Raw genomic sequence first — 23,319 nt, 5'->3', positions numbered from 1 at the left:
GGAAATCGTTATTTTTTAAATTACAAATTGAGCAGTTTTTTTATCTTGTCAAAGATAGCAGTATTTTCAAAAATCCCTGTAAACTCCTCTGCACCGGGACCAAAAGCATACACTGGTACCATTACACCGCTATGACCACCGGTAGAGAACTTACATACGATTCTGCCTTCTGCCAAATCTCCATCAACCAACGTAAGTCCACCAGTCTCATGGTCTGCAGTAACTACTACCAATGTTTCTCCATCCTTGGCAGCCCATTCATAAATGGCACCGATAGTACGGTCAAAGTCATGTGTTTCCTGCATCAGCAAATCAATGTCATTGAAGTGTCCGTAGTCATCCAGCTGCGAACCTTCTATCATCATAAAGAAACCGTTTTTATTTTGGTCCAGCAATTCGATACCTTTCAATGAAGCACGTGCCAAAAGGTCGCCACGTTCAGCAGGAAGAGGAGTATCGACGGGATAAGGTACGGCAAATACCTTACCACTCTTTATGCCAGCCAATTCATCCCAACTGCGAGGAGTCTGAAATCCTTTATCGCGTAGTTCCTTAAACAAGTCACGTCCATCTTCACGGTTTTCGAAAAGCTTGGCACCTCCACCGAATACATAATCGGCACTGCAATTAACGTAATCTGCTACGATTTCAGCTTCCGCATCCCTATCCTTGTTATGGCAACAAAAATCAGCAGGAGTGGCATCCCACAGACGGCAAGTCACCGCTATACCGGTCGATTTACCTTTAGCAGCAGCCAGGTCTACCAATGATTTCAAAGGACGTCCTTCGGTATCTACACCCACAGAATGATAGTTTGTCTTCCGCCCCGTAGCTATGGCTGTTCCACCCGCTCCCGAGTCTGTAATCAGCTTGTTGGCACAATAGGTTTTAGACAAACCCACTACCTGGCAGTTATCCAAAAACAACTTGCCTCGATTGGCTGTCCAGGCAGAATATACGTGCATAAGACTCATGCCATCACCAATCATCAAGATGACATTCTTTATCTTCTTGCCCTGGGGAGGGGTAATCTTTGTCACCTCATAAGGTTGGTCCAAAACATAGGTCTGTTCTTTATCACGGCGGCTTTGTGCCGATAACTCTACCGGCAGTAGCAAGACTGCCAAGAGCATAACGATACATATTCTTAATATCTTAGTCATAATTATTGTTTTATTATTCAACCGTTACTAAAATAGGGGCATGGTCGGAGAGGAAAGCATTATTCTCTGTTTCAGCCAATACACCATACCTCAAAACTTTCAGTCCATTACGTACAAAAACGTAATCAATCAGCGGACGTTTATCGTAAGGAATCTTTCCGAAATCATGGAAACTCCATGCCGGACCATAAACAATTGCCGATGCCTGGCGTGCATCTGTCAAGTGTTCCGGATTGGAAGGGTCAGTCACGTGTTTGATGACATCCGATTCCGGACTAGCATTAAAGTCGCCCGTTACTACTACGGGTAAGTTACCACTCAACTCATTTACTTTATCCAGCATAAGGCTTATACCTTCACGACGTGCAGCAACACCTACATGATCCAAGTGGGTATTCAATGCGAAGAACTCCTTGCCACTTACTTTATCTTGCAGTTTTGCCCATGAAGCGATACGCTCACAAGCTCCATCCCAGCCCTTGGAACCGGCAACTTCAGGAGTCTCGCTCAACCAGAAATAGCCAGAATCCAGCAAGTTGAAACGATCTTTCTTATACCAGAGTGCACTATATTCACCCTTTTCCTTTCCATCTTCACGACCTACACCGATGACTCCGTATTCCGGTAATCGTTGTTTAAGGTCTTCCAACTGATTATGAAGTACTTCTTGCGTACCCAATATATCCACATCATAAAAACGGATGGCATTTGCCGCGCGGTCTTTACGGTATTGCCAGTTGTCCAAGCTATCTTCCGGATTGTCATAGCGAATATTGAAACTCATGACATTAACGGGCTCTGGTGCAGGTGCCTGCTGCTTCACCTGTCCGCATGATGCAGCGAACAAAGGTAAAAATAACAAAAATAACTTTCTCATAGCATATATATTAAACTATTATTTCACAAATAAAGCCGATGCAGGGATGGGTGCCAACTTCTCGGCAGAAGGCAGTTTCCAAGCCCAGCTCAAATACTCACCTTCATAATCTTCAAAGTAATAGAGCTTGTAAGGATGAAAACCTTTCTTCAGCGCGACCATTCCGGTAGCAGGAATTGCAGCATGGGAAGCATCATTATTGACTACCTGCTCATCGTGAATGTACAAGACACTGCCATCGTCCGAACGGGTCTGGAAAGTATAGACCCCATCTTCGGGAACATTTATCAATCCAGAAAAGATATAACCGAAATGATCCTCCTGCTTAGCACCCTTAATAGAAGGTTCGGGCATGACACCAGACTCCAGCAACGGTGACTTTTCTACATCAGCCACTTTCTGGTAAGTGCCTTCAAAGTACTTATAAGATGTACCATTCTGAGTAGGATTTACAGAAAGAGCAGCCTTTAATTCAGCTTTCGTTGCCGATATGGATAATGTTCTGCTTGAGCGGAGACCTTCCTTGAATCCTTTGGCTTTTATTAAAGTGGTCTTGTCCAGTTCAAAAGGCTGCTCGTACAATGCCGACTGCTCTGTGGGCTCGCTGCCATCCAATGTATATCTGATTTCGGCATCCTTGGTTGTTGTGGCCAATGCAACCGTTACCTTATCCATAAACAAGTTCAAATCCTTATCCACATAGGGAATGGAAACGACTTCATCTTTAGTATAGGAATAAGGGGATGCTTCAGAGGAAACACCTCTCTCCATATTCGGCTTATCGGACAAAGTAAAACGAAGTTCTCCACCTTCCATCAACTGTGCATAAGTAATAAAATTTACATCTATCGGTTGTCCGTTCAATTCTACTTTTGTGATATAGACATTCTTCTTCGGATTGTTGGCAAGGATGGTCAAAGTCTTTCTATTTGCCAGGTTGACAACCGCTTTCTCAAATAGAGGAGTAGTCAGTGCAAATTCATTGCTTCCCGGACAAACTGAATAAATACCCAAGCTGGATAATATATACCAACCGGACATCTGTCCACAATCTTCATTACCAATGATTCCTTCAGGCGTAGGAGCGTACATTTCATGGAGCAGACGGCGTGTCATTTCCTGCGTCTTCCAAGGCTGTCCGACGTAATCGTACAGATAGGCGATATGATGGCTCGGCTCATTGCCATGAACATATTGACCTATCAGTCCGGTAATATCCACTAAATCGCCATGTACATCCGACTCTACTGTAAAGATAGAATCGAGTGCGGTAATAAACTCTTTCTTACCACCAAACAGTTGTGCCATACCGCTTACATCGTGAGGTACAAAGAAACGATACTGCCAGGCTGTGGCTTCCGTATAGGCACGACCTATCTCAATAGGATTGAAGGGAGTTTCCCAGTTCCCATCCATCCGCTTGGGGCGGAAGAATTTTGTATTACCATCAAAAACATTGATATAGTTCTGGGAACGTTGAATATACTTTTGATAAATATCATCCTTACCCATTTCCTGAGCCATACGTGCAATACACCAGTCATCATAGGCAAACTCCAGCAAACAAGAGATGGACTCTTTCTTTATATTAGAAGGAATAAAGCCATTCTGAATATAGTAATCAGCTCCCTTTTTGTTCTTTTCAGAAGAAACTACCATAGCTTCCAACGCCTTTTCCGCGTCAAATCCTCTAATACCCTTCATATAAGCATCTGCTATAACGGACACTGCATGATAACCAATCATAGTTCCCGTCTCTCCGGCAGAAAGCGGCCAGATAGGAAGTTCACCCGAAGATTCGTAAATGTCCAGAAAGGAATTTATCATATTATTGACCAAAGTTGTATCAATCAAAGTCATCAACGGATTCCATGCACGGAAAGTATCCCAAAGCGAAAATGTAGAATATTGCACTTTGCCTTTTGGCAATTGCCCAATTTCCATATTATGACGGCGGTACTCACCATTGACATCACTCACGACATTGGGTACAACCATAGAATGATACATGGCTGTATAGAAATTCTTCAAGTCGTCCGTATTGCCGCCTTTTACCGTAATAGCAGAGAGAGCTTGTTCCCAAGCGGAACGGGCAGCACTACGCACGGCATCAAAATCGAAACCTATCACCTCGGTTTCCAAATTCTCACGTGCATTCTTTTCACTGACAATGGATAATCCAACTTTGGCTATAACCGGCTCTCCATTACTATTATCGAAGGACAAGCAAGCCTGCAAATCGGTACCGTTCAACTTAACTCCTGCAGAAACCATCTTTTTATTCTGTATAAAGTCTATGGCCTGAAAAGGTTTCGAGAACTGGGCTACAAAATAAACGTACTGATTGTCCGTCCATCCCCTGGTTCTGCGCATACCTGTTATTTCGTTGGCGGCAGTCTGTTCAAGTTCAGCCTCATAAATATATTCGTTATCAAGCAAATGAGTCAAATCTATAATAATAGATGCTTCTTTGCCGGAAGAAAACGTATAGCGGTGCATACCGGCGTGTGCCGTTACCGTCAATTCAGCTTTTATTCCTTCTTCTTTCAGAACAACCGAATAATATCCGGCAGAAGCATCTTCGTCTTTATGGGAAAAAGCCGCTGGCTGGTAAATGCTTTCCGTAGTCAAATCCGGTTTCAGCGTAGTAGGACGAAACAGTATATCCCCAAGATCAATGCATCCGGTCCCACTTAAATGTGTGTGTGAAAAACCTTTTAGAGTCGTATCATTATAATGATACCCCGAACAAGCATCCCAGTTTCCGGCACGCGTGTCAGGACTTAACTGTACCGCCCCGAACGGAACGGTTGCCCCCGGATAAGTATGCCCATGAAAGCCGGTACCTATAAAAGGGTCTACATAGTCTACGGGAGATAGTTCACCGGATGTACAAGAGCAGCAAGCCCAAAAGGCAGTAGTTGCACATATAAGAGTTTTTAATTTCATCAGACTGTATATTTGAAGAGCGCTGCAGACTGTCGGGAATGCCGTCTCTCCGTATATTAAAATGATTTTATGAATAGCCTTTGCAAATGAAAGAAAAAGAAGAAATATCTGCAAGGATCAATACCCGAAAATACCAACCCCTGCAGATTAGACCAATGGCAATGAGGTCTTTTTTTATATTTTATCTCTTTCAGAGAAAATATCAATCATAATGAGGATTCTGTTTTAATTTACCATCAGATTTGGTAATCTGAACCGAAGGATAAGGGAATACGATCATGTAATCCTGATAAGCAATCTTATCCGTATAATCCTCATACTCACCTACAACGAATGTGGAAGCAGGGTCCTGGCGGTTGGCATAATGACGTACGCGCGGACGGGCATTCAATTCGGCAGCAGCCAAAGCCTTTATTTCAGTATTGCCTGAGCGATACCAGCGTTTCAAATCATATAAATGGTCTGTAAACTCAAATGCCAATTCACAACGGCGTTCATGATATAGGTCAGCCATAGTAGCAGTGCCCGTCAATAATGCAACATTGGCACGTTTACGAATGCGATTCAAATCAGCCGTAGCCAAGTCCGCTTTATTAGTCATCAAATAAGCTTCCGCACGGAAAAGTAACATTTCTGCAAAACGGATAACCGGAAAATTAATACGTACCGTCGGCCAGTCTCCGTTTGTATTGATATACCCCTTATTGGCTGCATCTTCATACTTAAAGGGATCCATGTATTTATTAATCATAAAACCGGATTCAATATCCGAGCTTGAATAAAAAGCACGGGATTCACCCAAGAATTGAAATTCCTGACCATACTCTAAAACCGTACGAACCAAACGGTCATTACCAGCTCCGTCTTTCAACATCTCTTCGTAAATATCATAAGACGGCTTGTTCTGTCCCCAGCCATTATATTGTCCCCAGCCTTTGTTCTCAAGGACAACTCCCGGAAACTCCGAACCGCCACCTTGAGAGCCACCATTTCCAGGAATAGTCCAAATATACTCTTTATTCCACCATTTAGAGAAATCAGAAGAGAACAACTCTTCATAAGTACCGGCTAAATCACGTCCGTAAGCAGTTTCCAGTTCATTGACCATACTGATTACATTTCCCCATTGTGTAGCATCCCAAGTTGCCCAATAAGCATAAACTTTAGCTTTAAAAGCTACTGCAGCCGCATCGTGCGCGCGTCCTCTATCATTATCTCCATACTCTTCAAAACGGGGCAAATACTCTATTGCCTTGTCCATATCCGAGATAATCAATTTATAATTATCGATGACCGAAGCTTGCTGAGGAGGAATAGAATTGTCATAGCCACCTTCAAAATCTTCATAACGGACAAAAGGTACCCCTTGTGTATCAAGACCGTAACGATAAGCAATCAAGAAATGAGCCCATCCACGAGTGAAGTAAGCTTCACCGAGACTTCTCTTTTCAATATCACTCAAAGTGGTGCTTTTCCCTTTCTTAAGCAACTCTTGTATTACCCAGTTGGAACGTGCCATCACTTTGTACATAGTATCAAAAATAGTACGCAAAGGGGATTCGTCTCCTGTATATTTCAATGTAGCAAGTGTTGGAAAATCACGGGTCTTTCCCCACACAACGTCGCACGCGGCACCTTGTTCCCAAAACAGTTCGCGTCCATATACAGCTTCCTGATGAAATCTTTCATACAATGCATCTACAGCATCAATAGCCTGCAGGTCATTGGTAAAATAAGTCGTTGTAGTAGCATCTCCCTCTGGTTGCACATCAAGGAAGTCACTGCAAGAACTCATAAGCAATGTGGCAGACATCGCAAAAAATAATATATTTTTTTTCATAATCATTCTTCTCTATTAATTATTAGTAAGTCAATTTTACACCAACAGATAATACGCGAGATACCGGATATTTCAAAGCATCCCAGCCACCACATTCAGGATCCATACCAGAATATCCAGTGATAGTAGCAAGATTTTCACCACTGAAGTACACAGACAAACGGCTGTTACGGTCATTCAAATGAGACCACTTGCGGAATACATCGCTTAAATCATAAGAAAGGGTTACATTCTTCAAACGCAGATAAGAAGCATTCTCCAAATACCAATCAGATGCAGTCGTAAAGTTTCCATTCGGGTCATTCTTTGACAAACGAGGAATATCAGAACCGGTATTTGTAGGACTCCAAGCATTCAATATCCCGCTGGAACGGTTAAAGTTTCCTTCTACATCACTCAACAGCATGTACTTTCCTACATATAAAGCTTTTGCTCCACCTACTCCCTGGAACATGGCACTGAAAGAAAGTTTTTTCCACGTCATTCCCAATGTAAAGGCAAAAGTCGTCTTCGGAGTCGCACTACCCATATACTGACGGTCTGCATCCGTAATTTTACCATCGCCATTATGATCCACAAACTTCAAGTCACCAGCCTTGGCATTCGGCTGAATACCTACCCACTCTTTTTCACCATTATCATTGGTCACATATGTTCCATGTTTAGCATTCCACTCGGCAACTTCTGCATCACTTTGGAACAAACCATCTGTCTTAATCAAGTAGAAGGAATTCAGAGGTTCCCCTTCCGTACTCTGCATCATATAAGGGATGCTACGGAACCTTTTATCATTAGGCCACAAACCCGGATTGCCATCCGCATCCTTCACACCTATATCTGATACCCAGTTCTTTAAATACGAGAAGTTACCCGATACGAAATAAGAAAGGTTTTTGTTAATCTTATCGCTCCAATTAGCTTGAATCTCAAAGCCACGGTTACGCACTTCACCTTGATTGATTAACATGGCATCGAGTCCCATAGTAGAAGGCCACCCCATTGATTGTGTCTGAATCAAATTGAAAGTACGTTTATCAAAATAGTCTAATGATACCGACAAACGGTTTTTAAACATCTCAACATCCAAGCCCAAGTCAGTCTGTTCTGAAGTTTCCCAGGTCAAATCAGGATTTAACGCAGAGCCGTTGTAAATCAAAGTATTCCAGATATTATTTGCCTCAGGACCATATTGTGCTTGTTCTGTCCACGAGCTTTTCTTCAACAAAGCAGACTTATAATTAAGCCCTATAGAGCTCAAATTACCTACACGCCCCCAAGAAGCACGCAATTTCAGCAAACTGATAAAATCACTCTTCTTAAAGAATTTTTCATTAGATATTTTCCATCCAAGGGTCACTGCAGGGAAATCACCATAGTTATTTTCCTTAGGCAAACGTCCAGCATAATCACGACGCCAAGATGCAGTAGCAAAATAACGGTCATTATAAGAATAAGCCAAACGGGCAATCAACGACACATTGGCATCAGGTCCAGTCAAATAGTCAGATGCTGTCACTGATCCTGCATACGCCATGTATTGTAAAAATTCCGATTCATCCGCAAAATCCTTACCCGTCACTTCCAGTCCACGCGTTTCAGAATGATCTGCCGTAGTCGAGAACAAGGCACCAACCGTATGTTCACCGAATGTCTTATCATAAGTCAGGGTATTTTCCGTCTTCCAAGCATCTCTACGGTAAGTAGTTTCTTGAAGATTATTCGACAAAGCCGGTTTACCTACTTCATCACGAATAGGATTGAACTTCTTGTAATGATTAGTCTTCATATTATAAGTAAAACGACTCGTAAACTTCAATCCAGGAAGTACATTAGCTATCTCCAAGCTGGTAGTGCTCCATATGTCACTTATCTTGTCATACAAATTCTCTGCTTCCAATAGACGTACCGGATTTACAGCATCCCCGTGGATATCAGAGAAATTCGAACCATATTTTTCAATATAGGCAGGATCTTCCGTAGTCACACCACCATAACTTCCGTCCAACGGATTATAGACAGTGGCACTTGCCGGCATGTAGATAGCCGAAAGGATAGGTCCTGTATAAGCATCGTTATCCGTAGCTTTGGAACGTTGGGTAGTGTTCTGCCATACAAAATCCTCACTGACGCTCACCCACTTGTTCAGCTGCATTTTACCATTATAACGTAATGTAAGATTCTTCTTGAAAGTATTAATCAAAACACCTTCATCATTATCGTAAGCAAAAGATATACGATTTGAAAAATTATCAGAACCTACATTCAACGCTACGTTATGACGTTGGTAGAAGGCAGTGCGGAAAATCTCATCCATCCAATCAGTACGAGTCGTACCTATCCATGGATTTTTGGTAACATCCCAACCGACTGGAAGCGAAAGTCCTGCATTTTGATGAGATATCTTACGCATCTCAATCTGCTGCTCCGCATTCAGTGGTTCTATCAAATTGGTAGCCTGACGAATACCAAAAGTGCCGTCATAAGTCAACGAAGGAGCACCTTGTTTCGCTTTTTTGGTAGTTACCAACACAACACCACCTGCACCAGACTGTGCGCCATAGATAGCAGCAGAAGCAGCATCCTTCAAAACAACGATACTTTCAATATCATTCATGGATGAGATAGGTGCACCGGGAACACCGTCCACAACCCAAAGTACATTGTCTCCATCTTGTGAGCCTTGACCACGAATCACAATGTTAGGAGAAGAAGTTGGGTCGCCACCATCGGCCGTAATGGTAACACCTGCCAGCTGTCCCTGCAGCATGCCTTCGGTAGAAGTTACCGGGCGAGCAGCCAATTCTTCAGTATTACTTACTACACCCACTGAAGCAGACAAGTCCTGCTTACGTGTATTCGCACCATACCCTAATACAACAACCTCATCCAGAAGTTCTGTATCCTCTTTAAGCACAATTACCATTTGTTTTTCTGCCACTGGTACTTCCTGAGTCACATAGCCGACAAAACTGATTACCAATACGCCGTTTTTATCGGCCGAAACATTAAAGTTTCCGTCAACGTCCGTAATCACTCCATTAGTCGTCCCCTTTACTAACACATTGGCACCAATCACAGGTTCGCCAGTCTGATCCTTTACTGTTCCTTTCACAGAAATCTGCTGTGCATAAGCACCTGCCGACAAGAACAGTCCCAACAATAGGGTCAGAATCGTTCGATAGATTCTAAGATTTACTTGTTTCATGCATTCAAAATTTAAAGTTTATAATATAGAAAATTATAATTCCGCCACAAAGGTCAGAAAGCAGAATTACATAGTTATTACAAAAGGAACAATTCTCTAACAGTCCTTATTTATGCGTAAAATAATATAACTGCAAAATATTTATTATTTTCAATCAAACCGTATAGGGATTATTACTCAAGAAGAGCGGCAGCACCCAATAAACTGGAATCCTTTTGATGCGAAGCCACCACACTCACATTATCCGATATAATCTTGTAGGGAAAACTTTGCATTGTTTGTTCCATAGCATTTTTAAAGAAAGGAAAAGCCGATACAATACCGCCTCCTAAAACAATAGCCTGGGGAGCATAGGCAAAAAGAATTGCCTTTATAAGATTACCCAAATGCCTCCCAAACTCTTTCCAAATCTCCAATGCAGCTTGTTCTCCTTGCTGGGCTTTTTCAGCTACTACCGCACCGGTAGTGCCATAACGTTTAAACAAGAAACTACTGCAATAGTGTTCAAAATCAGAGTCCAAATAAGGAAATGAGCCTATCTCACCGGCTCCCATATATTGCCCACCATACAAACGACGGCCAATGACAACGCCAGCTCCAATTCCGGTCCCAATAGTAACGCCTACCATGTTGGTATAAGATTTTCCTTCGCCGTATAGGCTCTCCCCCAAAGTGAAACAGTTGGAATCATTATTAATGGCAACTGCCACCTTGAATTCGTTCTCCAAAATCTCCTTCAAGTGTATTTCTTTCCAAGAAGATATATTTGCTACATTATATACAATTCCTTTCTCCGGATCAACAATTGAAGGGACACCGATACCGATACCATCTACCTGCTCATTCATCATATTCCGAATAAGCTGGGAAAGCTGGTTTAGCACAGTAGAAGCATCTTGCTGAGCTAAACATGGAACCGACACTTTATTCAAGCAGTTCCCTTTTTCCACTTGGGCTATTCGAATATTGGTTCCTCCTAAATCTATTGACAGTTTCATAGTATATAACATTAAGGTGTTCAACATGTGCAAAATTAAGAAAATGCTTTTTTTTCAGTATTCCCAATTGCGCATATAAATCTTCATTTTGCGCAAACATTACTGTCAATCAAATATTCCACCAAATCTTTTCCTCCAGGTTCACTGACAAAATCGATAAAAACAATACCGCAATTCCGGCTATTCTTTTGTTTTAAATAGTCAGCAATAGGCTTGTTCACCTTATCAGCAAAGACTTTAGGGGTTCCCAAGGGCAGCCCCGTCGCACTTACAAAAGTAATTCCCCACCGACGTGAGGAAACCGGCTCAGCAGACATCCCTTCAATATTACGGACACAAACCCCTACCTTCTTCCCGGCCTCCTCACCCGATTCATATTGATATTCATCTTCGAGCAAAGCCACTCCTTCCTTACCATCTTTATTGCGAAGAGTGAGCAGGCAAGTACTGTCATCCTCCCAACCTACACATGCTGCTCCAGGATAATTATCCATAGCATGATCCCTATGCAGGAAAAGAATCTTTCCACGGCAATCTTTCAGCGTCAGTTCAGGGCGAAAGTCCATCACGAAATAACTTTGATACTCAGGGCTGCTTAAAGAAACGGACAGCAGAGAAGCATAATCCCGCAATTCTCCCCCTTCCTTTTTCAAGGAAACAATCAAAGTCTCAGAAGGATATGTTTGCAGAAAGTGTATAAAAGCAGGTAAAACATCATCTTCCCAATATATATCCTGAAAGGCATGACTGTGAAACACCCCCAGTTTATTACCCTTCTTTTCCAAACGGATATCGAAAGCACGGATGCCTTGCCGTAATTGAGCGGGAATATCTGTTGCTTGTGTTTTCAACATATGCCCTCCTTTGATACTACCGCTATCGTGTGAACCAGGAATAGAAATCTTACATATAGGAAGCGTATCATGGAGAATCCTCATCCACTCAGGCCGCAGTGCAACCTCATCCGCGCCTCCGCACAAGTATCCTGCAATCTGGAAGCTGTAGCACAAACCGGAGCATTCAATAAAAATATGGTCAAAGCTAATACAACAACTGTTCTTAATCTGTTTCTCTTCATAGTATATTGCTTTTAAGTTTACTGCATGCAAATGTAGAGGGTTCATTCTTTTCCCTCATCCTAAATTGCGTATTTAGTTCTTCATTTTGCGCAAACATCGAAAGCAACATATAGTAACATCTGAGCCAAACGTAATGTACCTTTTCATTACATAAATGTACCTAACGAAAAATGCCATACATTCTCCGTACTGCGTATCTCATCCCAGACGAAGCCCTCCCAAGAAAAGGATTTCAACTCCTCAGGACACTCCAGACGGTTCTTGACAATAAAACGCGTCATCTCTCCGCGACACATCTTGGCATAGATAACGACAGTCTTCGGCTGTCCGGCCTTCCAAACTTGAAACTCGGGCGTAATAACACGCACCTCTTGCTCCACCCGCTTCCAGTCGAACAAATCTTTCATTTCAGCACTTGCCAAATTAATGAGAACACCGCCACAGTTTTTAATTTCCTCTATGAAGTAATCCGTCAACAAAGGCTTCCAATAATCAAACATGGATATTCCACCTTTTTCGGGCAAACGGACATCTCCTTCCAAACGATAGGGTTTGATACCGTCCAGCGGGCGAAGCAACCCATAAAGAAAAGAAGTGATACGCAGATGTTCTTGCGCATAACGAAAATCCTCCGCTGAAAAATCTTTCGGAAGAATGCGTTTAAAAACAGCTCCCGTGTAGGCGCAAACGGCTGGCATCGAACGATTCTCCTCCGAACAGAAATCATGAAAACGCAAACGGTTCTCGGCAGCAATTTTGGTATTCACCCGAAGAAGCCTTTCCAATTCGGATACTGAATACTGCGACATTTCCAACGCATTCCGCACAGCCTCCGTTTCGAATTTCGGGACTGTGACTTCGGGCACGACAACAGAGCAGCGCGCTGCCATGGTCTTTGCACAAGAGATAAAAACAAGCATAGCGATATTTTTTAATGGATACAAAAATAAAGTTTTTTAGTGGAGAATACATATACTTATAAAGTTTTTCCGCAGAATTCACCTCCGTTTCAAGAGTTTTTCATACCTTTACACCTTGTTGGAGAAAAGTGCACGTATTGCCCCCCTCTACTCCCCCAACATCTTGAGATAGAAAAAGAAAAAATAATATATAAAATGACTCACAAATGGAATTATCAACCCATTACACCCGAACAGGCAGAAGCAAGCCAACAACTGGCCCAAGAATTGGGAATTAGCCCAATATTGGGAAAATTGCTGGTGGAGCGGGGAATAACAACGGCAGCGGATGCCCGGAAGTTTTTCCGCCCCCAACTACCGGACTTATACGACCCATTCCTGATGAAGGATATGGATATAGCCGTAGAGCGCCTGAACAAGGCAATGGGAAAGAAAGAGCGCATTCTTGTTTATGGAGATTATGACGTAGACGGTACCACGGCTGTGGCATTGGTCTACAAGTTTATTCAACAGTTCTATTCGAACATCGACTACTATATCCCCGACCGTTACAATGAGGGGTATGGAGTTTCAATCCAAGGAGTAGACTATGCCGCAGAGAGTGGTGTAGGTTTGATTATTGTATTGGACTGCGGTATCAAAGCCGTCGAAGAAATCACATACGCCAAGGAGAAAGGCATTGATTTCATCATCTGCGACCATCATGTCCCCGATGATGTACTGCCCCCTGCTGTAGCCATTCTGAATGCCAAACGGGAAGACAACACCTATCCTTATGAACATCTGTCCGGATGCGGTGTAGGCTTTAAGTTCATGCAGGCATTTGCCCTCAACAACGGTATCGAGTTCCATCACCTTATCCCTTTACTGGACCTTTGCGCCGTCAGTATCGCATCGGATATTGTCCCCATTATGGGTGAAAACCGCATTCTCGCCTACCACGGTTTGAAGCAGTTGAACAGTAATCCCAGCGTAGGCCTGAAAGCAATCATTGATGTCTGCGGACTGACGGACAAGGACATCACCGTCAGTGACATTGTATTCAAAATAGGTCCCCGCATCAACGCCTCCGGACGTATCCAGAACGGGAAAGAAGCTGTTGACTTGCTTACTGAAAAAGATTTCTCTCTTGCCCTGGAGAAAGCCGGACAAATCAACCAATACAACGAGACACGCAAGGACTTGGACAAGACCATGACCGAGGAGGCCAACAAGATTGTAGCTGACCTGGACGGACTTGCCGACCGACGTTCCATCGTATTGTACAATGAAGACTGGCATAAAGGCGTCATCGGCATCGTAGCCTCCCGGCTGACGGAAATCTATTACCGGCCGGCAGTAGTACTGACACGTACGGATGACATGGCAACCGGATCTGCCCGTTCCGTCTCCGGATTCGATGTCTACAAAGCCATTGAATACTGCCGCGACCTTCTGGAAAACTTCGGAGGTCATACCTACGCCGCCGGTCTTTCCATGAAGGTGGAAAATGTACCGGCCTTTATCGAACGCTTCGAAGAGTTCGTATCACAAAATATCCTGCCGGAACAGACATGCGCCGTCATCGACATCAATGCCGAGATTGATTTCAGAGACATCACTCCGAAATTCTTCAGCGACTTGAAGAAATTCAATCCATTCGGACCGGACAATGCCAAACCCATTTTCTGTACGCACAATGTCTATGATTATGGTACCAGCAAAGTCGTAGGCCGCGACCAGGAACATATCAAGCTAGAACTGGTAGATAATAAATCGAACAATGTAATGAACGGCATCGCTTTCGGGCAAAGTTCCCACGTACGCTTCATCAAGACCAAACGTTCCTTCGACATCTGCTATTCCATTGAAGAGAATACCCATAAGAGGGGTGAAGTGCAGTTGCAGATTGAAGACATAAAGCCGAACTGAAAGCCTCTCCCCTAACCCCTCCCCCACAGGGAGGGGAATAAGAATAGTCTCCTTATATTAAGGAAATGATGAAAATTGGTTGATGCTATAAGATAAGTAATCACTACTATTAGCATAGAGAAGGAAAGAATATCAATTCAACGATAAGAAGTAGCAAGAAAGTTCAATAAGACCATGAGCAGCAGTAGTAACTTCAAAACTCCCCTCCCTATGGGGGAGGGATTGGGGGTGAGGCTTCTGAAGCAATACTGGGGATACGATACCTTCCGGGGAATCCAGGAAGACATCATCAACAGCATTACCGAGGGACGGGACACTTTGGGACTAATGCCCACGGGAGGAGGAAAATCCATCACTTTCCAAGTTCCGGCACTTGCTAAAGAAGGACTTTGCCTGGTCATCACTCCGTTGATTGCCCTCATGAAAGACCAGGTACAAAACCTGAAAAAACGGGGAATCAAGGCGCTTGCCATCTACTCAGGCATGAGCAGGCAGGAAATCATCGTCACACTGGAGAACTGTATATTCGGCAATTTCAAGTTCCTCTATATCTCCCCCGAAAGGCTCGATACTGAAATCTTCCGCACCAAACTGCAGAAGATGAAAATCAGTATGATTACGGTAGACGAAAGCCACTGCATATCGCAATGGGGCTACGATTTCCGTCCCGCCTATCTGAAGATAGCCGAAATACGCGAACTTCTGCCCGGCGTACCCATCCTGGCATTGACAGCCACCGCCACTCCGGAAGTAGTGAAAGATATCCAGGCCCGTCTGCATTTCCGTGAGGAAAATGTGTTCCGCATGAGTTTCGAACGCAAAAATCTCGCCTATATCGTCCGTAAAACGGAAAACAAGACGGGAGAGCTGTTGCACATCCTGCGCCGTATGCCCGGAAGCGCCATCATCTATGTGCGCAACCGCCGCCGCACCAAGGAAATTACCGAACTGCTGCACAACGAAGGCATCACCGCAGATTTCTACCATGCCGGACTGGACGATGCCACCAAAGACATCCGCCAACAACGCTGGCAGACGGGAGAAAGCCGCGTCATGGTCGCCACCAATGCATTCGGTATGGGTATCGACAAACCGGATGTACGGATTGTCATCCACATGGACCTGCCCGATTCCATAGAAGCCTACTTCCAGGAAGCAGGACGTGCCGGAAGGGACGGACAAAAAGCCTACGCGGTCATCCTTTACGCCAAGTCGGATAAGGCAACACTGCACAAACGCATTCCCGACACCTTTCCTGAAAAAGAGTATATAAAGGAAGTATATGAGCATCTTCAATACTATTACCAGATGGCAATGGGAGACGGACAAGGCTGTGTACGCGAGTTCAATATAGAAGACTTTTGCCGAAAGTTCAAGTACTTCCCCGTTCCCGTGGACAGTGCCTTGAAGATTCTGACACAAGCGGGATACCTGGAATATACAGACGAACAAGACAATGCATCCCGGCTACTGTTCACTATCCGTCGAGACGAACTTTATAAACTGAGAGAGCTCGGCGAAGATATGGACAAACTCATCCAAACCATTCTCCGCTCCTATACCGGGGTCTTCACAGACCATGCTTTCATCAATGAAGATTCACTGGCCATACGCACTGGACTCACACGCCGGCAAGTGTATGAACAGCTCATCCACCTAGCCAAGCTACGTATCGTCAGTTACATCCCCCGCAAAAAGACACCATATATAATATACACGCGAGAGAGGGTTGAAATGCGCCACCTGCAAATCTCTCCCGCCGTGTACGAGGAACGCAAAGAGCGGTATGAGAAACGCATAAGTGCCATGCTGGATTACGTGAGCAGCGATACCGTGTGCCGTAGTCGAATGCTGCTACACTACTTCGGAGAGAAGAACGAGCATAACTGCGGGCAGTGCGACACTTGCATCAATTTGAAGAACAAGAAACCTTCCGGCCACCTTTCGGAAAAGGAACTTTCTGAAAAGATTCTTCAAGCCCTATCTGATAAACCACAAACTCCAGCCACTTTGGCAGAACAGATACCGGACGATAAAAACATGCTCATCGATGTGTTACATGAATTGTTGGACGAAGGTAAGGTAATTGCTGTCAACGGAATGCTTCAAATCAAAAAATAATTCATTACTTTTGCCGTTGGAAAAGAATGTCCTGCCGCTGAGAGGAACATCTCTTATCAGCCATGCCCCTCCTTTTCCTTTTTAATTTTTAATTCTTTAATTTTTAATCACCTATGGGATTCTTTAAATCTTTTTTCTCCGGCAAGTCAGACAGTCCGGCAAATGAGAAACAAAAAAACGAGCAGAAGAATTTTGAGATATTCAAGTATGACGGTATGCGTGCACAACGCATGGGCCGTACAGACTACGCCATCAAATGCTTCACTGAAGCCCTTGCCATTCAGGAAGACTTTGAGACCATGGGCTACCTTGCCCAAGTCTACACCCAGACCAACGAACTGGACGAGGCACACAAACTGCTGGAACGTATGACCGAAATAGAGCCGGAACATACCTCCACCTACCTCAGTCTAGCCAACGTATGCTACATGCAGGAAGACTATCCCGCCATGGCAGGAGCGGCAAAGAAAGCTATCGAAATAGAAGAAGGCAACGCCATGGCACACTACCTGCTAGGCAAAGCAGACAATGGGCAAGGGGACGGCATCATGTGCATCGCTCATCTTACGAAAGCCATCGTACTGAAAGATGATTTCATCGAAGCACGTCTGCTCCGTGCCGAAGCACTGGTCCAAATGCAGCAATACAAGGAAGCGATGGAAGACATAGACACCATTCTGGCACAAGACCCGGAAGACGAAAGTGCCATCTTGCTCCGCGGAAAGATAGAAGAAGCTACGGGAAACAAAGAAAAAGCAGAAAGCAGCTATCAGAAAGTGACGGAGTTGAATCCCTTCAACGAACAAGCCTTCCTCTACTTAGGACAGCTTTACATCACCCAAAACAAGCTGGCAGAAGCCATCGAGCTCTTTACGGAAGCCACAGAACTGAACCCTAATTTCGCAGAGGCCTATCATGAGCGCGGACGTGCCAAGTTGCTGAACGGCGACAAGGAAGGTTCTGCAGAAGACATGAAGAAAGGACTGGAACTCAATCCTAAAGAGATACAGAACTTTAACGGACAATATGGTAACCAACCGGGGGGAAGTACCGGTAATATCCTAGGATTATAACAAATTCAATTATTGCCGCCAATGAAACGAAATTTATTTCTATCAGTACTTTTTGTACTGATGTTCGCACCTGCCCATGCACAGCAAGTGAACATATTGTCCTATAACGTACATAATTGCATCGGCATGGACAAGGAGTACAATTACCGACGCATTGCCAATGTTATCAGTCAAACTTCTCCGGACATAGTCGCCCTGCAGGAACTTGACAGTGTAACGGTGCGCAACAAAGGAATCCATGCTCTCGGAGAACTAGAAAAACTGACCGGAATGCACGGGACTTATGCAGCAGCCATTCCTTTTCAGGGTGGAAGCTACGGCATCGGAATCCTCTCCAGAGAGATACCCATACAATACAAAATCATTCCAATGCCCGGACGGGAAGAAAAACGTACCCTCATTATTGCAGAATTTAAAGATTATGTATTTTGTGCCACACACCAGTCCCTCACTCCAGAAGACCAGCTCCTTGCCGTACCATTGATAGAAAAAGCCTTGCAAAACGTCGATAAGCCCATCTTTATGGCAGGCGACATGAACTCTGCACCAGCAAGCGCTCCCCAGCTGGAATTGGCAAAACATTTTGCCACCCTCAATGACACAACCTCTTATACTTTCCCGGCAGACCGTCCCAACCGATGTATAGACTACATCTACGGCTATTCCAAGAATGGGTATCGGTTTGACGTACAATACCGGAAAGTCATAGAAGACACCATTTCATCCGACCATCGTCCGGTTCAAGTCATTGTACAAGTTAAAGGGAAATAAGTTAAATTGCTACTATCCCTAAAAAAAACATTGTTTTTTGTTTGTATATAAAAGAAAAGCATTACTTTTGTCACGTAATTCAAAAACAGAGAATACAAGTATGAAGTCATTTACTTATGCATATTACTTCTTTTTTTACTTTTACTTTAGCCAGAAAGTAGAGCGGGAGTTTGTATGTATCAAGTGACAGTGATGCTTAAGGACTGAATAGAGAAACAAGTAAATATACAGAATCCCGCTCCATCGTATGGAAGCGGGATTTTTTTTATAGCATAACCAAGAAAATAAAAATAATGAAAAAGGTAGCCATTCAAGGAACATTAGGCTCGTATCACGACATCGCCGCACACAAGTACTTCGAAGGAGAAGAAATAGAGTTAATCTGTTGCGCCAACTTTGAAGACGTGTTCGGTGCCATCAAAAAAGACAGTCAGACCATAGGAATGCTGGCAATAGAAAACACCATTGCAGGTAGTTTGCTGCATAACAATGAGCTATTACGCCAAAGTGGCGCACAGATTGTCGGCGAGTACAAGCTGCGTATTTCCCATAGTTTTGTCTGCCTGCCCGATGAAGACTGGGATGATATTACCGAAGTCAACTCCCACCCTATCGCCCTGATGCAATGCCGTGAATTCCTGGGGCAACACCCCGGAATCAAAGTGGTGGAAGGCGAAGATACCGCCCGCAGTGCCGAAATCATCCAACAGGAACATCTGAAAGGCCATGCAGCTATCTGCTCCAAAGCTGCTGCAGAGCGTTATGGCATGAAGGTCCTGCAGGAAGGTATCGAAACCAACAAACATAACTTCACCCGTTTCCTGGTCGTAGCCGACTCTTGGCAAGTAGATGAACTGAACCGGCATCGCAGCAAGGACGTCAACAAGGCAAGCATGGTATTCACACTTCCCCATACTGAAGGAAGCCTTTCCCAGGTATTGTCTATTTTGTCTTTCTACCGCATCAACCTGACCAAGATACAATCACTGCCCATCATCGGGCGTGAATGGGAATACCAGTTTTACGTAGATGTCGTCTTCGACAATGTACTGAGATATAAACAATCCATTGCGGCCATCACACCGCTGACCAAAGAACTGAAAATATTAGGAGAATATGAAGATGGAAAATCAAACGTGTAGAATAAAGCCTGCCGACCGCCTGGCAAGCGTAAGCGAATACTACTTCTCGAAGAAGCTGAAAGAAGTGGCACAAATGAATGCCGAAGGAATGGATGTCATCAGCCTGGGAATCGGAAGCCCCGACATGCCGCCTTCCGAAAAGACAATCCGAACACTTTGCGAAGCTGCCTGCAATCCGGACGGACATGGTTACATGCCCTACGTAGGTATCCCCGAACTGCGCCGCGGTTTTGCGGACTGGTACAAAAAATGGTACGGTGTAGCATTGAATCCCAACACAGAGATACAACCGCTCATCGGCTCCAAAGAAGGCATCCTGCACGTGACGCTGGCCTTTGTCAACCCCGGTGAACAAGTATTGGTTCCCAATCCCGGCTATCCCACCTATACTTCATTAAGCAAGATTCTGGGTGCCGAGGTCGTGAACTATAACTTGAAAGAAGAAAACGGCTGGATGCCCGACTTCGACGAACTGGAACGGATGGACATGAGCCGTGTAAAACTGATGTGGACCAACTATCCCAATATGCCCACCGGGGCGAACGCAACACCGGAACTGTACCGGAAACTGGTGGACTTCGCACGCCGCAAGGACATCGTCATCGTAAACGACAACCCCTACAGTTTCATCCTGAACGAACATCCCATCAGCATCCTCAGTATTCCGGGTGCCAAAGAGTGCTGCATAGAATTCAATTCCATGAGCAAAAGCCACAACATGCCGGGATGGCGTATCGGCATGCTTGCCTCGAATGCCGACTTCGTGCAATGGATATTGAAAGTAAAGAGCAACATCGACAGCGGTATGTTCCGTGCCATGCAACTGGCAGCCGCCACTGCCCTGGAAGCAGAGCAAGACTGGTATGACGGCAACAACGCGAATTACCGCAACCGCCGTCAGTTGGCAGGAGAAATCATGCATACCTTGGGTTGCACCTACGACGAAAACCAGGTAGGCATGTTCCTCTGGGGCAAAATCCCCGACAGCTGTACAGACGTGGAAGAACTGACTGAACACGTGCTGCATAAAGCCAGAGTATTCATTACTCCCGGGTTTATCTTCGGAAGTAACGGGAAACGGTATATCCGCATCTCCCTCTGCTGTAAGGACAATAAACTGGCAGAAGCATTGAAGCGTATCAAGGACATGAAATAAATGCTTACAAGTAAGAGATGAACACCCTAAAGCCGGAATCCCGTTTACTAAAACTCCACCGGAGATTCACTAAAACGGGAGGAACGATTTAGTAAATCTTCTCCGACGTTTTACTAAATCTCCGGGACCTTGCTCAGAAGGTCTTCTGAAAAGGAGGAAACGTCACAAGGAAGAAAAAGCATAATTAAAGAATATTATTAAACAAATAAAGAATATGGAACTCGAATTAGAACCTATCACATTACCTGGTGTTGAAGACAAACGCCCTATGGTAATAGCCGGCCCCTGCAGTGCCGAAACCGAAGAACAAGTAATGAGCACCGCCAAACAATTGGCAGACAAAGGCCTCAAGCTATTCCGTGCCGGTATCTGGAAACCGCGCACCAAACCGGGCGGCTTCGAAGGAGTAGGCGTAGACGGCCTTGCATGGCTGAAGGAGGTAAAGAAAGAAACCGGCATGTACGTTTCAACAGAAGTTGCTACCGCCAAACATGTATACGAATGCCTGAAGGCTGGAATTGACCTTCTTTGGGTAGGTGCACGTACCACCGCCAATCCTTTCGCCGTACAGGAAATTGCCGATGCACTGAAAGGCGTAGATATCCCGGTACTGGTGAAGAATCCGGTAAATCCTGACCTGGAGCTGTGGATTGGAGCTTTGGAACGTATCAACAATGCAGGCTTGAAACGCCTGGGTGCCATCCACCGCGGATTTAGCAGCTATGACAAAAAGCTCTACCGTAACTTGCCCCAATGGCATATCCCCATTGAGCTGCGCCGCCGAATTCCCAACCTTCCTATTATCTGCGACCCCAGCCACATAGGTGGAAAGCGCGAACTGGTTGCTCCACTCTGCCAGCAAGCTATGGATTTGGGTTTCAACGGACTGATTATCGAGAGCCACTGCAACCCGGACTGTGCCTGGAGCGATGCAGCCCAGCAAGTCACCCCGGATGTGCTGGATTACATCCTCAACCTGCTGGTCATCCGCAAGGAAACACAAAGCACCGAGAACCTCAGCGAATTGCGCAAGCAGATAGACGAATGCGACAACAATCTTATTCAGGAGCTGGCCAAACGGATGCGTGTGGCACGTGAAATCGGTACATACAAAAAAGAGCATGACATGACCATCCTGCAAACCGGACGCTACAACGAAATCCTCGAGAAACGCGGCTCGCAAGGCGCATTGTGTGGCATGGATGCTGAATTCATCAAAAAGGTATTTGAGGCGATACACGAAGAGAGTGTAAGACAGCAGATGGAAATTATAAATAAGTAATTGGCACATTAAACATCATGAGAATATTAATACTTGGAGCCGGGAAAATGGGCTCTTTCTTCACAGACATCCTGAGTTTCCAGCACGAGACGGCTGTGTTCGACGTCAATCCGCACCAACTGCGTTTTGTCTACAACACCTACCGCTTCACCACACTGGAAGAAATCAAGGACTTCGAGCCGGAGCTGGTCATCAATGCCGTTACGGTGAAATACACGCTGGACGCTTTCCGCCAAGTGCTGCCTGTACTGCCCAAAGACTGCATCATCAGCGACATCGCTTCGGTAAAGACCGGATTGAAGAAATTCTACGATGAAAGCGGCTTCCGCTACGTGTCGACGCATCCTATGTTCGGTCCCACTTTTGCCAGCCTCAACAATCTGAATACGGAGAATGCCATCATCATCAGCGAAGGCGACCACTTGGGGAAAATCTTCTTCAAGGACCTCTACCAGACCATGAAGCTGAACATCTTTGAATATACCTTCGACGAGCATGATGAGACTGTGGCATACTCCTTATCCATTCCGTTTGTATCCACTTTCGTGTTTGCAGCGGTAATGAAACACCAGGAAGCTCCGGGCACCACCTTCAAAAAGCACATGGCCATTGCCAAAGGCCTGCTGAGTGAAGACGACTACCTGCTCCAAGAAATTCTCTTCAATCCGCGCACCCCCTCACAAGTGGAGAACATCCGCCTGGAACTGAAGAACCTGCTGGAAATCATCAGCAATAAGGATGCAGAAGGCATGAAGAAGTATCTGACTAAAATCAGGGAAAAGATTAGATAAACAATCAACAAGTGTGTGCCTCGATGCCAAGGTACACACTT

The 23,319-nt window shown here is 44.7% G+C and carries 15 protein-coding genes and 1 pseudogene; 8 read left to right on the top strand and 8 right to left on the bottom strand.

What is annotated here, in order from left to right; translation table 11 throughout:
* Positions 1–20: 20 nt before the first annotated feature.
* The 8 genes and pseudogenes from DW096_RS17945 to yaaA form a co-directional block, all read right to left on the bottom strand.
* Positions 21–1,163, bottom strand: coding sequence for an alkaline phosphatase (locus DW096_RS17945; RefSeq protein ID WP_055288314.1), 1,143 nt, complete (start codon positions 1,161–1,163; stop codon positions 21–23).
* A gap of 13 nt (positions 1,164–1,176) precedes the next feature.
* Entirely contained in the window at positions 1,177–2,040 is an 864-nt protein-coding gene (locus DW096_RS17940) for an endonuclease/exonuclease/phosphatase family protein (RefSeq protein WP_005830032.1), read from the bottom strand.
* Between the two features lie 18 nt (positions 2,041–2,058).
* Positions 2,059–4,989, bottom strand: coding sequence for a GH92 family glycosyl hydrolase (locus DW096_RS17935; protein ID WP_008664181.1), 2,931 nt, complete (start codon positions 4,987–4,989; stop codon positions 2,059–2,061).
* Positions 4,990–5,191: 202 nt separating this feature from the next.
* Positions 5,192–6,829: a RagB/SusD family nutrient uptake outer membrane protein gene (locus tag DW096_RS17930; protein WP_005833325.1), complete on the bottom strand. Its 1,638-nt coding sequence runs from the start codon at positions 6,827–6,829 to the stop codon at positions 5,192–5,194.
* A gap of 22 nt (positions 6,830–6,851) precedes the next feature.
* Complete coding sequence (locus tag DW096_RS17925; RefSeq protein ID WP_005830023.1) at positions 6,852–10,034, bottom strand: TonB-dependent receptor; 3,183 nt, start codon at positions 10,032–10,034, stop codon at positions 6,852–6,854.
* A gap of 173 nt (positions 10,035–10,207) precedes the next feature.
* Entirely contained in the window at positions 10,208–11,032 is an 825-nt protein-coding gene (locus tag DW096_RS17920; protein ID WP_005833328.1) for an ROK family protein, read from the bottom strand.
* 83 nt (positions 11,033–11,115) lie between these two features.
* Positions 11,116–12,110, bottom strand: a pseudogene (locus tag DW096_RS17915) (phosphatidylinositol-specific phospholipase C).
* A gap of 147 nt (positions 12,111–12,257) precedes the next feature.
* Complete coding sequence (gene yaaA, locus DW096_RS17910; RefSeq protein ID WP_005830017.1) at positions 12,258–13,031, bottom strand: peroxide stress protein YaaA; 774 nt, start codon at positions 13,029–13,031, stop codon at positions 12,258–12,260.
* Between the two features lie 195 nt (positions 13,032–13,226).
* Between yaaA and recJ the strand changes: the two genes are divergently transcribed.
* The 8 genes from recJ (at position 13,227) to DW096_RS17870 (ending at position 23,278) form a co-directional block, all read left to right on the top strand.
* Positions 13,227–14,942, top strand: a complete 1,716-nt coding sequence (recJ, locus tag DW096_RS17905; RefSeq protein WP_005833333.1) for a single-stranded-DNA-specific exonuclease RecJ — start codon at positions 13,227–13,229, stop codon at positions 14,940–14,942.
* A 210-nt stretch (positions 14,943–15,152) separates the two neighbouring features.
* Entirely contained in the window at positions 15,153–17,063 is a 1,911-nt protein-coding gene (locus DW096_RS17900) for an ATP-dependent DNA helicase RecQ (RefSeq protein ID WP_118931210.1), read from the top strand.
* Between the two features lie 113 nt (positions 17,064–17,176).
* Positions 17,177–18,136: a tetratricopeptide repeat protein gene (locus tag DW096_RS17895; protein ID WP_005833337.1), complete on the top strand. Its 960-nt coding sequence runs from the start codon at positions 17,177–17,179 to the stop codon at positions 18,134–18,136.
* Between the two features lie 21 nt (positions 18,137–18,157).
* The gene (locus DW096_RS17890; RefSeq protein ID WP_035450088.1) at positions 18,158–18,907 is read left to right on the top strand and encodes an endonuclease/exonuclease/phosphatase family protein; all 750 of its coding nucleotides are present in this window, start codon (positions 18,158–18,160) and stop codon (positions 18,905–18,907) included.
* Positions 18,908–19,200: 293 nt separating this feature from the next.
* A complete protein-coding gene (locus DW096_RS17885; protein WP_118931209.1) occupies positions 19,201–20,049 on the top strand; it encodes a prephenate dehydratase in 849 nt (282 codons plus the stop codon).
* Positions 20,024–21,205 carry a pyridoxal phosphate-dependent aminotransferase gene (locus tag DW096_RS17880; RefSeq protein WP_022401362.1) on the top strand — a complete coding sequence of 394 codons (1,182 nt, stop codon included), beginning with the start codon at positions 20,024–20,026 and terminating at the stop codon, positions 21,203–21,205. Before DW096_RS17885 ends, DW096_RS17880 begins: the two co-directional genes overlap by 26 nt.
* A 214-nt stretch (positions 21,206–21,419) precedes the next feature.
* On the top strand, positions 21,420–22,487 hold the full coding sequence (locus tag DW096_RS17875; RefSeq protein WP_005829998.1) for a bifunctional 3-deoxy-7-phosphoheptulonate synthase/chorismate mutase type II: 1,068 nt from the start codon (positions 21,420–21,422) through the stop codon (positions 22,485–22,487).
* 17 nt (positions 22,488–22,504) lie between these two features.
* Positions 22,505–23,278: a prephenate dehydrogenase/arogenate dehydrogenase family protein gene (locus DW096_RS17870; protein WP_005829995.1), complete on the top strand. Its 774-nt coding sequence runs from the start codon at positions 22,505–22,507 to the stop codon at positions 23,276–23,278.
* Positions 23,279–23,319 lie beyond the last annotated feature (41 nt).

Source organism: Bacteroides sp. AM07-18 (assembly GCF_003602695.1).
GTDB classification, from domain to species: Bacteria; Bacteroidota; Bacteroidia; order Bacteroidales; family Bacteroidaceae; genus Bacteroides; species Bacteroides uniformis.
The sequence above is the reverse complement of the archived record's forward strand: the minus strand, read 5'-3'. Positions and strand labels throughout refer to the sequence as shown.

Excerpts from the sequence above, each read along its gene's own strand:
- DW096_RS17945 (WP_055288314.1), bottom strand. The coding sequence starts at position 1,163 with ATGACTAAGATATTAAGAATATGTATCGTTATGCTCTTGGCAGTCTTG.
- DW096_RS17940 (WP_005830032.1), bottom strand. The coding sequence starts at position 2,040 with ATGAGAAAGTTATTTTTGTTATTTTTACCTTTGTTCGCTGCATCATGC.
- DW096_RS17935 (WP_008664181.1), bottom strand. The coding sequence starts at position 4,989 with ATGAAATTAAAAACTCTTATATGTGCAACTACTGCCTTTTGGGCTTGC.
- DW096_RS17930 (WP_005833325.1), bottom strand. The coding sequence starts at position 6,829 with ATGAAAAAAAATATATTATTTTTTGCGATGTCTGCCACATTGCTTATG.
- DW096_RS17925 (WP_005830023.1), bottom strand. The coding sequence starts at position 10,034 with ATGAAACAAGTAAATCTTAGAATCTATCGAACGATTCTGACCCTATTG.
- DW096_RS17920 (WP_005833328.1), bottom strand. The coding sequence starts at position 11,032 with ATGAAACTGTCAATAGATTTAGGAGGAACCAATATTCGAATAGCCCAA.
- yaaA (WP_005830017.1), bottom strand. The coding sequence starts at position 13,031 with ATGCTTGTTTTTATCTCTTGTGCAAAGACCATGGCAGCGCGCTGCTCT.
- recJ (WP_005833333.1), top strand. The coding sequence starts at position 13,227 with ATGACTCACAAATGGAATTATCAACCCATTACACCCGAACAGGCAGAA.
- DW096_RS17900 (WP_118931210.1), top strand. The coding sequence starts at position 15,153 with ATGGGGGAGGGATTGGGGGTGAGGCTTCTGAAGCAATACTGGGGATAC.
- DW096_RS17895 (WP_005833337.1), top strand. The coding sequence starts at position 17,177 with ATGGGATTCTTTAAATCTTTTTTCTCCGGCAAGTCAGACAGTCCGGCA.
- DW096_RS17890 (WP_035450088.1), top strand. The coding sequence starts at position 18,158 with ATGAAACGAAATTTATTTCTATCAGTACTTTTTGTACTGATGTTCGCA.
- DW096_RS17885 (WP_118931209.1), top strand. The coding sequence starts at position 19,201 with ATGAAAAAGGTAGCCATTCAAGGAACATTAGGCTCGTATCACGACATC.
- DW096_RS17880 (WP_022401362.1), top strand. The coding sequence starts at position 20,024 with ATGAAGATGGAAAATCAAACGTGTAGAATAAAGCCTGCCGACCGCCTG.
- DW096_RS17875 (WP_005829998.1), top strand. The coding sequence starts at position 21,420 with ATGGAACTCGAATTAGAACCTATCACATTACCTGGTGTTGAAGACAAA.
- DW096_RS17870 (WP_005829995.1), top strand. The coding sequence starts at position 22,505 with ATGAGAATATTAATACTTGGAGCCGGGAAAATGGGCTCTTTCTTCACA.